The 13,175-nt window shown below is 47.5% G+C and carries 7 protein-coding genes; 5 read left to right on the top strand and 2 right to left on the bottom strand.

Annotated elements, in window-relative coordinates; genetic code table 11:
* The first annotated feature begins 358 nt into the window (after nucleotides 1–358).
* Together QN379_RS17760 and QN379_RS17755 are read left to right on the top strand one after the other, a co-directional pair.
* Complete coding sequence (locus tag QN379_RS17760) at nucleotides 359–1,321, top strand: LysR family transcriptional regulator (RefSeq protein WP_322234488.1); 963 nt, start codon at nucleotides 359–361, stop codon at nucleotides 1,319–1,321.
* A 107-nt stretch (nucleotides 1,322–1,428) separates the two neighbouring features.
* Entirely contained in the window at nucleotides 1,429–1,824 is a 396-nt protein-coding gene (locus QN379_RS17755) for a VOC family protein (protein ID WP_323507192.1), read from the top strand.
* Nucleotides 1,825–1,986: 162 nt separating this feature from the next.
* Here QN379_RS17755 and gntK read toward each other — a convergent pair whose 3' ends face one another.
* On the bottom strand, nucleotides 1,987–3,516 hold the full coding sequence (gene gntK / locus QN379_RS17750; protein ID WP_323507223.1) for a gluconokinase: 1,530 nt from the start codon (nucleotides 3,514–3,516) through the stop codon (nucleotides 1,987–1,989).
* A 719-nt stretch (nucleotides 3,517–4,235) separates the two neighbouring features.
* Here gntK and QN379_RS17745 point away from each other — a divergent pair.
* Nucleotides 4,236–5,267 (top strand): LacI family DNA-binding transcriptional regulator, encoded by a 1,032-nt coding sequence (locus QN379_RS17745; RefSeq protein ID WP_322240316.1) that lies wholly within the window; start codon nucleotides 4,236–4,238, stop codon nucleotides 5,265–5,267.
* 74 nt (nucleotides 5,268–5,341) lie between these two features.
* Here the strand turns inward: QN379_RS17745 and QN379_RS17740 are convergent, their stop codons facing one another.
* Nucleotides 5,342–5,800 carry an Lrp/AsnC ligand binding domain-containing protein gene (locus QN379_RS17740; protein ID WP_322234490.1) on the bottom strand — a complete coding sequence of 153 codons (459 nt, stop codon included), beginning with the start codon at nucleotides 5,798–5,800 and terminating at the stop codon, nucleotides 5,342–5,344.
* Nucleotides 5,801–5,999: 199 nt separating this feature from the next.
* Here QN379_RS17740 and putA point away from each other — a divergent pair, with 199 nt between their 5' ends.
* Both putA and QN379_RS17730 read left to right on the top strand, forming a co-directional pair.
* Nucleotides 6,000–9,737 (top strand): trifunctional transcriptional regulator/proline dehydrogenase/L-glutamate gamma-semialdehyde dehydrogenase, encoded by a 3,738-nt coding sequence (gene putA / locus QN379_RS17735; RefSeq protein WP_323507191.1) that lies wholly within the window; start codon nucleotides 6,000–6,002, stop codon nucleotides 9,735–9,737.
* Nucleotides 9,738–10,303: 566 nt separating this feature from the next.
* Entirely contained in the window at nucleotides 10,304–12,307 is a 2,004-nt protein-coding gene (locus QN379_RS17730) for an AsmA family protein (protein WP_323507190.1), read from the top strand.
* The last annotated feature ends 868 nt before the right edge of the window (nucleotides 12,308–13,175 follow it).

Here is a 13,175-nt window from a genome sequence, read left to right as displayed (position 1 = left end):
TTAATAATATTGATCTTGTGCATTGCAGTATATTATTTGCCGGACCACTGATCCAATCGTGATTTTGGATATCTGTTATGTCTCTTGCGTATACCTTCTTAAGCAAAATTTCGCTGAAAAGTAGAAATTCACCAATAGGTTTTCATCAGTCCGTTGATGATCAAACAATCATATTAGACTTTTGATAAGCATCATATTGCATCGCAATATATTTATAAAACTCTCGAAATTGTATTAGCCCCTTTTTCTCAACAGTTATACACTTAATGAATGCACTTATTTTGCATCTAAACTAACGATAGCCCGCTATTAACCGGATTATCATTACTGACACTCGATAACTGACCCTGGCCCGAACATGAGCTTTCTGACGCTTGATTTAAATTTACTGCGCGTATTCGACGCAATAATGACTGAGCAAAATCTCACTCGGGCCGCCAGTCGTCTGGCAATGACACAACCAGCAGTCTCCAACGCGCTCAAGCGCTTGCGCTATTCGCTCAATGACGAACTGCTGATACGCACCGCACACGGGGTCAAACCGACCCAATATGCAGAAGAACTATGGCCATCGGTACGACGTGCGCTGACGGATCTGGAAACGGCAATTACCCCCGAAACATTTGACGTCTCGCGCGCGCACACTACCTTTCAAATGGCAATGGCTGATGCAACAGCAGCACTATGGTTGCCGTCGCTGGTGCGCACCATTGAACAGGAAGCACCGCAACTGAATATCAGAATGGTCCCGCTAACCACACGTGATCCACGCCAAATGTTATTGCGTGGTGATGTTGATCTGGCAATTGGTTTTTTCCCCGGCGTGACAGCGCAGTTAGCCGGTAGTCAGACCACTTCTGCCTCACCGGTGCACCACGAACGCTTATATACGGGCGAATACGTGTGTGTCATGCGTAAGGATCATCCGCTGGCACAAGTTCCGCTCACGCTGGATGGGTATTGCGAGGCGCATCATCTACTGGTCAGTTTTTCTGGCCGGGCGCATGGGTTGATCGAAGAAATATTAACGGGCTTAAATCGCAAGCGCCGGATTTTGCTCACGGTAAATCAATTTTTCACGGCTGGCCGGGTAGTTGCCAGTTCAGATCTTGTTACCGTATTACCACGCCATTTAATTGGCGCCACCGGAATGACCGACGTGCTGGTGGCACGTGAGCTTCCCTTTGCCACGCCGGCCGTGGATGTCGACATGCTTTGGCATGAGCGCGACGTGCGCAATCCTGCGCACAAATGGTTACGCGCCCATCTGGCGGCAACAGCTCACGCGAAATTTACGCAGGAAATTGTCGAGAAAAAGTAATAGCGAGTAATTGCAAATAAACTGCAAATAAATTGCAACAATAGTGAGCAAATAAAAGCGATCTATTTGTTCGCGCAATAGTTGAGGCAAAAGAGCTTGAGGTCAATATGTCGGTGTTAGATCACGTTTCCATTGCGGTTCCCGACTTTGCTACTGCCAGACCTTTTTACGACGCGATCATGTGTGCCTTAGGCGTCGAGAAGGTCTACGATCTCGACGATGCCATGGGTTATGGAACACGTTGCCATGCGGGCGAAGATTCTCACACCTATCTCGCTATTTATTTATCGCCAGATGCCAACTTCAATAACAAACGCCACTGGTGCTTTAAGGCAAAGACCCGCGAGCAAGTTCGTGCCTTTTACCACGCAGGAATGGAACAGGGTGGTCGTGATGATGGCGCACCAGGTTTACGGGTTGATTACCATCCCGATTATTACGGCGCCTTTTTGATTGATCCTGCAGGCAATCGCGTTGAAGCGGTATGTCATCGCGCGGAGTAAGTTGACCAGTGAATATCGACGATAAAGCTGCCCTACGGATGGTAAAGATTCGGCAGTCGCTCGTTCCCATTTAATTACGCCGAACAGTACAGAGCGACCTCCAAATCATCCATCATCCATCATCCGACCAAGCCAATCGTCATACAAATTACTCCGCAACCGTTATTGCCGCTGAAACGCAGCCAGTTGACGATATTGCTGTGAAAGTTGCTGTGGAATAGCGGCATAAATCGGCCATAATTGTTTATAAATCGCCACACTTTCGGGATGCGGTTGATGATGATGGGTCGATCCCACCATATCGGCAATCGCCTCAAGCGAGGATATGCGGCCTAACGCATATAAACCCAATACAGCCGCGCCGAGGCACGACGACTCAACACTTTCCGGCACCACCACTTCCCGATCAAAAATATCTGCCATCATTTGGCGCCAAAGCGCAGAACGGGCGAAACCACCGGTCGCCATCATACGCCTGGTCGGTCCGATCAACTCTTCGATTCCCGGCAAAATGCTATACAAGCTGAAAATGACGCCTTCCAATGCAGCGCGAATCATCTGCGGCTTACCGTGGTGCAATGCCAATCCGAAGAATGAGCCGCGGGCATCGGCATTCCATAATGGCGCGCGCTCACCAGCCAGATAGGGATGAAATAGCAGACCATCAGCACCAGCCCTGACTTGTTGCGCGATGTCCATTAACGCTTCGTAAGGGTCGCGGTCGCAACGCAATGCCTCGGCCGCTTCTTGCGTCGCTAACTCGTCTCGCACCCACCGTAAAATACTGCCACCATTGTTAATCGGTCCACCAACTACCCAATGGTTTTCGGTCAATGCATAGCAAAAAGTACGGCCCGCCGGATCGGTCACAGGACGCTCAACCACTGTGCGCATCGCACCGGATGTGCCGATAGTGACCGCAACCTGTCCGGGCGCAATCGCATTGACGCCGAGGTTGGACAAAACGCCGTCATTCGCACCGATAATAAACGGCGTTGTGGTCATTAAGCCGAGTTGCTGTGCCAAGGTTGCTGGCAAATCGTCTAAACGATGTGTAGTCGGAACCGGTTGCGACAGTTGTGCTCTGTCAACCCCGATCAATGCCAGCGCAGCCTTGTCCCAATCCATCTCAAACAAATTAAACATACCGGTCGCAGAGGCGATGGAATGATCGACCAGCCATTGTCCGAACATGCGATGCATCACGTATTCTTTAATGCCGACAAAACGTGCACTACGCGAAAAAACATCCGGCTGATCATGCCGCAACCACATCAATTTGCATAACGGCGACATGGGATGAATCGGCGTTCCGGTCCGAGAATAAATCGCATGACCGTCCATTTCGTCACGAATTTTGTTGGCCCATGCGCCAGCCCGATTATCGGCCCACGTAATACTGTTGGTCAGCGGCTGATCATTTTTGTCGATCGCAATCACGCTATGCATGGCAGCGCTAAAAGAGACCAGAACAATTTCCGCAGGACGCACATGCGCGCTGATCCCGGCTTGTTTGACGGCCTGCGCGATACTGGTCAAGACGGCTGCGTAGATTTGTGCCGGATCTTGCTCGGCCATATCTGCTGCTGTTGATATTAAGGGATACTCCACCGCAAATTGGCTCACAACTTGACCATTTATCCTGAACAACACGGCTTTGGTACTGGTCGTGCCGATATCCACACCGAGCATAAATTCCTGAGTATTTTCCTCAACACTTCTTTGATTATTTTTAATATTGCGTTGCACCATAGGTGCTGTGTTCTGTGTTGATTGGAGTGACATCGTATTTCCTCGGAATTTGTTCTTTAATTCATAATGCACAAAAGCATCTACTTCAACCAATAGCGTCGGATGGTATAGCCGTTACTTTCAGGTCAACTATCGCCATTGCTATCAACATTACTATCACTAAAGCCATCATCAAACAATTCTAACCTGTGTTGCGGTCAAAACGATAAGCTCTAAAATGTATATTAATGTACAGTTTGGTAGCGCTATCATTTAATGGCGTATCTTGGCCGACTCGTTATTTTCTGTCAAATTGTGTCCGAAAATAGTTTGGTTATTTTCTCTGTTAATTTGCTTTCCAGAGAATCTTATAAAAAACAAAACCGATCTCGCTCAATGACCCCGATAAGCGTTTCTTGGTCAGGTATTAAAATTTATCTAATCCTGAAAATTACAACAACATCACAACACTCGAAAATAGACGATAAAGCCAGTGCTAAAGCGCGTAAGATCAACTTTTAAGTAAAAAACTTGTTAGCGCGGACCGGTCAATTCACAGAAATAGAACGCACTATATGACTAAAGCAGAAACCCTGATAATAGGTAAAAACGAAAAAAATAGTATCTTGAGTACAAAAAAACAAGCGACAAAACAAACCACAAAACAGGATACGGAAGCGGTGAGTGCAAAAATCAACCTCGCACGTCGCGGACGTTCCACCGGCAGAGTGACCATTACGGACGTGGCAAAGGCTGCGAATGTCAGCCCAATGACGGTGTCGCGATCAATCAAATCTCCTGCTTCTGTCCAGCAAAATTTACGTGATCGCATTACCACCGTAATCAAAAAACTAGGTTATGTGCCGAACCAGGCCGCAAGCACGTTGGCGTCATCGAAGTCGCACGTAATCGGTGTCATCGTACCGTCGTTGACCAATGCGGTTTTTATCGATACGCTCAGTGGAATTCGCGATTGCCTCGGACAAGCAGGTTATCAATTTTTAATTGGAGAGAGTCGCTACTCTGCCGATAAAGAAAGTGAACTGATCGCAACCTATATGGCGCATGCGCCAGACGGTTTTTTGCTCACAGGTATTGAGCAGCAAGAATCTGCGCGAGTGATGTTGGCATCCAATAATATTCCGGCAGTCCGAATGTACGATCTTAGCAAAAGCAGTCATGATCTGACCGTCGGCTTTTCGCAAAAAAAAGCGGGCTACAGTGTTGCCAGACATTTCATCGAGCGCGGCTATCAACGTCCCGCGTTTATGGCAGCCCAGCTAGATCCCAGGTCAATGAAACGGCGCGAAGGTTTTAGAAAAGGTTTGATGGAAGCTGGACTGAATCCGAATCTGGAAATTCTGTTGCCAGTACCTTCGACCATCGAACTTGGCGCGCAGTTACTCGCCAAAATTCTGGCGCAGACCCCGAATTGCGACGCGGTATTTTGTTGCAACGATGACTTGGCCCTTGGGGTGCTATTTGAATGTCAGCGCCGTGGCATTGCAGTGCCAGCGCAAATGGCCATCGTTGGTTTTAATGATCTGCCGTGGGCCGCCCAATCCATTCCGGCAATTACCACAATCGTCACGCCACGCTACGACATCGGTTACGTCGCCGCCGAACTCTTACTGAAAACGTTAAAAGGCAAACCGATAGAAAAAGCCCGAATAGATCTCGGCTTTGAACTGGCAATTAGAGGAAGCACCTGAAAAATCGCCAGCGTGGGTGCTTTGGGAAAGCCCCCCGCCAGGGCGTTTTAGCGTAAGTTCTGAGAGTATCAAGACTATCGAATTGGCAACTTTGTGGTATGTTTTACTTCTTCCATCACTGCGTAAGTATGGGTTTCACGCACACCTTTCAGCTGTAATAACGATTTCCCCAAAAACTCGCGATAAGCGTTCATGTCTTTTACCCGCGCCTTAACCAGATAATCAAAGCCGCCGGCGACCATATGGCACTCTAAAACCTCTGGGATTACCTGTACGCTTTTGCTAAAGGCATCAAACACCTCCGGGGTCGTACGATCCAAGACCACTTCAATAAACACGAGCAACGCGACATCCAGCAGTTGGGGATTGAGTTGAGCCGTGTAATGCATGATGTAACCAGCATCCTGCAATTTACGTACGCGCTCGAGACAAGCCGCTGGTGATAAATTGACGCGCCCTGACAAGTCTACATTGCTAATCCGGCCATCGTTTTGCAATTCGGATAGAATTTTTTTGCTTATTTTATCTAGCATTTTGCTTGTTTCCGGAAGAATTTTATTCGGTTAAATTTTCGCATTAATAACAAAATTTTGATAGAGACCTGTATTACCAGAATAAATCCATCGTGATGCCGCCTACAATCGAACGATTCGCCTGCACTTAGCATTATTCAGCAATTCTACCCGTTCCTCCCTTATTTTATTGTTTTTTTACCTATTTTGAGAAAATACCATGCCGACGCAATCCACGTTGACTTCCTCGCTGGGCGCAATCCCCTTCACCGAATTTCATGCTGAAGTGATTCGCAATCCATCGCCTTTGCGTTCAGCGATCACCGCCGCCTATCGCCGTGATGAATCGCTTGCGGTGCAATGGTTGCTAGGCCAGGTGGAAGATAGTTCGAGCGCAAGAGTGGCGAGTGCCCAACTGGCGAGCAAACTGGTGCAATCGGTGCGCGACAAACGTACACGTGCGTCGGGTGTAGACGCGTTAATGCATGAATTTTCATTGTCGTCAGAAGAGGGCGTGGCGCTAATGTGCCTTGCTGAAGCGTTATTACGCATTCCCGATCATCAGACCGCAGACCGATTAATCGCCGACAAAATCAGCAAAGGTGACTGGCGTCGTCATCTGGGCGAATCGCCATCAATGTTCGTCAATGCAGCCACCTGGGGCCTTCTGATCACTGGCAAATTAGTCAGCACCAATAGCGAGCGCGGTCTCGGTTCGGCGCTGACCAAACTCATCAGCAAAGGCGGTGAACCGCTAATCCGCAAGGGTGTAGACGTCGCTATGCGAATGCTGGGCAACCAATTTGTCACGGGGCAAACCATCGCCGAAGCGCTCGTCAACAGCCGCGACAATGAAAAACGCGGTTATCGCTACTCATACGATATGTTGGGTGAAGCCGCATTAACCGAAGAAGATGCGGCTGCGTATTATGTTTCCTATGAAACAGCGATTCACGCTATCGGCCGCGCCTCGAATGGTCGTGGGATCAAAGATGGTCCAGGGATTTCGGTAAAATTATCCGCCCTGCATCCACGCTATTCACGTGCTCAAAAGCATCGCACGCTGACTGAATTACTGCCACGCCTAAAAAAGCTGTTGCTGTTAGCCAAGCAATACGACATTGGTTTGAATATTGATGCCGAAGAAGCTGATCGACTTGAACTTTCTCTGGACTTAATGGAAGCGTTGGCTTTCGATCCTGACCTTGCCGGTTTTGAGGGTATTGGCTACGTCGTACAAGGTTATCAAAAGCGCTGCCCGTTCGTCATCGATTATCTGGCTGATCTGGCGCGCCGCAGCGGTCAAAAGTTTATGGTACGACTAGTTAAGGGCGCGTACTGGGACGCTGAGATTAAACGTGCGCAAGTCGATGGCATGCCCGGCTATCCGGTCTACACCCGCAAGGTCTATACCGATGTTTCCTACCTTGCGTGCGCCCAACAATTATTAGCTGCAACGGATGTACTTTACCCACAATTCGCCACACATAACGCGCGGACATTGGCGACTATTTATTGCTGGGCAGAAGAAAAAGGGATTAACGATTATGAATTTCAATGCCTGCACGGTATGGGTGAGACGCTCTATGATCAAGTCGTGGGAAAACAAAATCTGAACAAACCATGCCGAATTTATGCGCCCGTCGGATCGCATCAGACACTGCTGGCTTATCTGGTGCGTCGCTTGCTGGAAAATGGTGCGAACTCGTCGTTTGTTAATCAAATCGTGGACGAAAATGTTTCCATCGATATGCTGATTGCTGATCCATTGGAAGAATCCCGTAAGCTCGGCGGTGAACCGCATGCCAATATCGTATTGCCGCGTGCATTGTATGGCGCTGAAAGAAAAAATTCGGCTGGTGTTGATCTCAGCAACGAAGATGTTTTGCGTGACATCGATACCGCATTTCAGCAATTCCGCAGCAATCAATGGCAAGCCAAACCTTTACTTGCCGTCGATCAAGTTGGTGAGGAAACTACAGTTACGGCAACACGCGAAGCCCAGAAAATTTTGAATCCGGCCGATCATCGCGATATCGTTGGTACCGTAGTCGAGGCTAGCGCTGATGACATTGAAACCGCTCTGCATGTAGCAACATCTTACGCCATGGACTGGCAAACAAGGAAGCCCGCAGATCGGGCAGAGGTGTTAATGCGAGCTGCCGATTTGTTTGAAGAAAATCAGTTTGAATTGATTGCGCTGGCTATCCGTGAAGCTGGAAAATCGTTACCCAATGGCGTTGCTGAAGTGCGTGAAGCGGTTGATTTTTTACGTTATTACGCCGCCCAAATTCGTCATACGCAAAACGCGTTGGCGCTTGGTCCAGTAGTGTGCATCAGTCCATGGAATTTCCCATTAGCAATTTTTGTTGGTGAAATCAGCGCGTCGCTGGCAGCAGGAAATGTCGTACTTGCTAAACCGGCTGAGCAAACGCCATTGATCGCCACACGAGCAGTAGAATTGTTGCATCGAGCTGGTATTCCACGTGCTGCCCTGCAATTATTGCCGGGTCGTGGTGATACCGTGGGTGCCAGATTAACCGCTGATCCACGTGTAAAAGGCGTTATTTTTACTGGGTCAACGGAAGTTGCGCAATTGATTAATCGCACGCTTGCAGATCGCGCAACGAAGGAAAAAGTTGATCTGCCATTCATTGCTGAAACCGGCGGTCAAAATGTATTGATTGTGGACTCCAGTGCACTTCCGGAACAGGTCGTGGTTGACGTGCTGAGTTCGGCTTTTGATAGCGCTGGCCAACGCTGTTCTGCCTTGCGCGTTTTATGTTTGCAAAATGATATCGCAGACAAAACAATCCATATGCTGAAAGGTGCAATGCAAGAATTGTGTATTGGCAATCCCGATCGTCTGATTACCGATATCGGCCCAGTTATTGATGCTGAAGCGCAAGAAAAATTATTGGTGCATATTGATAAGATGAAGGTGACAGCAAAAGACTTCTTTCAATTGCCATTATCTGAGGCAGAAAACCATGGCACATTTGTATCCCCAACTTTGATTGAAATTGGTTCGCTGGGTGAATTGAAACACGAAGTTTTCGGTCCGGTATTACATGTTTTGCGCTATGCCCGCGAACAGTTACCGCAGCTCATTAATGCGATTAATGAGAGCGGTTATGGGCTCACGCTTGGGGTGCATTCGCGCATTGATGAAACTATCGATTTCATTTCACGCAGTGCACATGTCGGTAATATTTACGTCAATCGGAATATTGTTGGCGCAGTAGTGGGCGTGCAACCGTTCGGTGGAGAAGGTAAATCAGGGACAGGTCCAAAAGCGGGTGGCCCGTTATACCTGAAACGTCTGCAGCGCAACGCCGAAGCTAATTTAGGCGCGCATACCATTCACGAGGCCAATACGATTGTTCAAGAAGGCACGTCAGCATTGCAATCCTTATTGGGCTGGGCAAAAACGCACGGCCATCAACGTATTGCCGCGTTAGGTCAGGAATATATTCATCATAGCTGGCTTGGAACATCGATGGTCTTGCCGGGACCAACGGGTGAGCGTAATACGCTGTCGTTCGCACCCCGCGGTGCGGTGTTATGCAGTGCACGGACGGTCGCAGTCATGTTAAATCAGCTCGCAGCCGTACTTGCTACCGGCAACACACCAATCATCGAAGCGGCATCATATGCTTTAATACCAAGCGGATTACCAAAAGCTGTACACGACACTATTCGTATCATTGACACGGTTAGCAATACGACTGACCGTGCCGATAAAAATACTATCGCGTTACATTTTGCCCTGGTTGATGGTGCCGATCTGGAGCGACTGTATCCGTTATTGGCTGCCCGCGAAGGTGCTCTTGTGCCAGTACTTGAAACATCGGAATATGCACCAATTCCATTGTGGAGATTAGTGGCCGAACGCGCCCTATGCGTGAATACTACCGCAGCGGGAGGAAATGCCAGTTTGATGACGTTAGAAGCTTAAGGCTTCAACCTCTTCTGGCTTTATTGCGTGCTCGCGGGGCCATCGTTTAAAGCGATGGCCTTTTTTATTTGTGAAATTGCACAGAACGTCGATATTAGGCATTGGTGACATTCATCTTTAAACGTGAACTTTATTGCCGCGCTGTTTTACTGGCTATGCACCTAAGCGGCGTGAATCGATGCTAATCATCTTTTTATGAATCACTTTAGCGACGCCATCTGACACTAATCTCTGATTTAGGCATGTATAAATTCGTAGACATCCGATATTATCGTAATAGGTTCATGCGTAAACATTGCTTTTCTTCAAGCTATTAATCTGGTTAAATAGGCTGAATAAAGACTCAAAATACTCTTTTTACTACCTAACATCGCACGACGGCACCGCAAAAAACCATGCTTTTAACATGGTAGTGCTGAAAGATATATTGCATTCGCTGCCTGAGAGTTTGATGTGTGCACATCGACCAAGTGACTAGTTTTCACGTGATAAGTCCACGCTAACGATTTACTCTCCGATTGAAATTTGCAGCATGTCTAACCCCATATGTTTATCCCCATATTGATATGACTACTACCAAATTTCGCCTGTTAAAAATTTTTTCATGGTGTCTCGGCGGCTTATTTATTCTGCTGGCGTTATGCGTGGTTTTTATGCTGACTTTCGATTGGAATCTGGCACGCCCATGGCTAAATCAGCGCGTTAGCGATGCTGCAGGCCGCCCCTTTGCAATTAACGGTGATTTGTCATTACATTGGTTTAATCCGCAAACAGAAGAAACCAGTTGGCACAAATGGATTCCGTGGCCACAACTTACGGCGCAAAATATTGTGCTGGCCAACCCCGATTGGGCAAAAACCGGTCTGCATATGGTTGAAGTGGGTCAGGTCACCTTTACGTTACAGCCGCTACCGCTACTTGAAAAACGCATCATCATTCCGAACCTGCAACTCGATACGCCGGTCGTCATGCTTGAACAATCTGCGGATGGTAAGAATAACTGGACCTTTCCTTCAACAGGGCCGAGCCAATGGAAAGTAAACCTGCAAAAAGTGGTGTTAACGCAAGGCACGATACGGTTGCTGAGTCCAATAAAAAAAATTGATATCGACGCGCATATTGCGACTCTGCCGACCACTACAAAAGAGGGTTATGGGTTAGGTTGGAGTGTAAAAGGTAGTTTTAACAAAGCAGCAGTCAGCGGTAAAGGCAAAGCCGGCGCAGTATTATCGCTGGAGAATGTGAATGCGCCCTATCCACTAGAAGCGGACGTGCACATCGGAAAAACCATCATCGCGATCAAAGGAAGTTTAACCAAACCGAGCGATCTGGCCGCGCTCGATTTGCGTTTAACACTATCCGCAACAAGTATGGCTGATTTGTATCCGTTGACTGGTATTTTATTGCCAGCAACACCTCCGTTTTCCACAGAAGGACGCTTGATCGGCAACGTCAAGCCTAGCGGCGGCGAGTGGCGTTACGAGAATTTTAACGGTCACGTCGGCTCAAGCGATTTATCCGGGACACTCGATTATATGGCACGAGATCCAAGACCATTATTGAAGGGCACATTGGTATCAAATCAGTTGCGCCTGGTCGACCTGGGTCCGTTAATCGGAGCAGATTCCAATGCAAGTAAAGCTAACCGAGGCGTAGCACCAAATCAACCCGCCGACAAAGTGCTTCCGACGGAGCAGTTTGATACATCTCGTTGGGGCAGTATCGATGCTGATGTAAAATTTACCGCTAAAAAAATCATCCGGTCTGAGGCCCTGCCTATTCAAGACCTCAAAACGAATATCCATTTAAAAGACAGCCAACTATCACTGACGCCGTTAGATTTCGGTATAGCGGGTGGAAACCTGATTTCAACCATCAGGCTGGACGGTAGCGGTAAAGTTATGAAGGCCAAAATAACGCTTTCAGCTCGGCACCTGAAAATTAATCGTCTTTTCCCAACCCTTGAGTCAGCCCGCGCCAGCCTTGGTGAGATCAATGGTGATGCTGCCTTGATGGGTACGGGCAATTCTGTTGCAGCGCTAATGGCGACGTCTAACGGCGAACTCAAAACGTTGATTAACCAAGGAACCCTGAGTAAATTCATACTGGAGGCAGCCGGTCTGAACGTCGGTAATGTTGTCCTGTCTAAACTCTTCGGCGATAAACAGGTAAAGCTCAATTGCCTGGCTAGCGACTTTGTGATTGTCAATGGCGTCATGCAGACACGAACATTCCTACTGGATACGGATGATGCAATGATTACCGTCAATGGTCAGATTAATCTGAAGACCGAGGTTATGGCGCTGAATGTCAAACCAAAAAGCAAAGGTCTACGCATAATTTCCTTCAGATCGCCTCTATACGTCGCTGGGACCTTCAAAAACCCAGATGTAGGGGTTGATAAGGGTGTACTGGCATTAAAGGCTGGCAGCGCGATTGCGCTTGGCGTCCTATTTCCGGTCGCAGCGATCTTGCCACTGGTGAATATCGGCTCTACCCAGCAGACAGATTGCGCGTCGTTACTTGCAGAAGTCAAACTTAAACCTGTGATACCTCCGTCAGCACATTGAAACTTACAACTAGACTCTCACTAGATGTCTAAGCATGTTTTACTCGGCTTATCAATAGCAGTCGCTAATCATTCCATTAAGCGCCTTCAAAAATTGCAGCAAACACCCTCCGCGCCAAGCGCTTCCTTCGGACGGTCAGGCGCTTTCCTATTCGGAGCGCAATTCAAGGTCAGGTAATGCTCGACAATCGCTTCTTGAGGTGCAAAAAGCGATTGTATCGTTCGTCCCGGATGCTTAGAGCGTTCATTCTGGCTTCTATAGCGCTTCATTCCTATTTCGACTCCTTATTTTGATTCCTTACTTCGCAAATTTGCACCAAATGTGAATCGCCTTAGGTGATTTTATGCACTAATTGCCTCATTGGGTAAAGCCCAAATTGACATGCAATATGCCGTACGCGAACTAACCAGATGTGCTGGCTGATGTCGTGCTTAATATTTTAAATGAATAGAAGTAATGTGGATAAGGCTGTGGATATGTCGATCTATTAATGGGGATATCTCGTTATTGTTGACGCATTTCTTTTTTATTCAGCAACTATCCTTTACTCATACAACGTTTACTCAAGCTTTATTCACTCTTTAACAGTATGTTTACAAACAGATTTATGCTGTTATCCACAAAAAATGTCGTCGTTAACTATTACTACTATTTATATCTATAAATCGTTAACTAAAGAGATAAAAAAGATTTTTTCAAAAAAATAGAGCAAAAACCAGGTGTTTCACTCAGTTAAATCCGTTTAACTGGCCTATTGAGAATTTAATTCTGCAAATAGTTGTTTGGAAGCTGGGCGTTCTCAAAGACCAAGTGCAACACCTTCTGCTGTAAGGTGCCGCCATGGCGAAAATTTACAAACATTTAACTA

Source organism: Glaciimonas sp. Gout2 (genome assembly GCF_035018905.1).
Lineage (GTDB): Bacteria > Pseudomonadota > Gammaproteobacteria > Burkholderiales > Burkholderiaceae_D > Glaciimonas.
Note: the sequence above shows the minus strand (reverse complement) of the source record. Positions and strands in the feature narration are given on the sequence as shown.

Coding starts and splice junctions, on each gene's coding strand:
- QN379_RS17760 (WP_322234488.1), top strand. CDS start 359: ATGAGCTTTCTGACGCTTGATTTAAATTTACTGCGCGTATTCGACGCA.
- QN379_RS17755 (WP_323507192.1), top strand. CDS start 1,429: ATGTCGGTGTTAGATCACGTTTCCATTGCGGTTCCCGACTTTGCTACT.
- gntK (WP_323507223.1), bottom strand. CDS start 3,516: ATGCTCGGTGTGGATATCGGCACGACCAGTACCAAAGCCGTGTTGTTC.
- QN379_RS17740 (WP_322234490.1), bottom strand. CDS start 5,800: ATGCTAGATAAAATAAGCAAAAAAATTCTATCCGAATTGCAAAACGAT.
- putA (WP_323507191.1), top strand. CDS start 6,000: ATGCCGACGCAATCCACGTTGACTTCCTCGCTGGGCGCAATCCCCTTC.
- QN379_RS17730 (WP_323507190.1), top strand. CDS start 10,304: ATGACTACTACCAAATTTCGCCTGTTAAAAATTTTTTCATGGTGTCTC.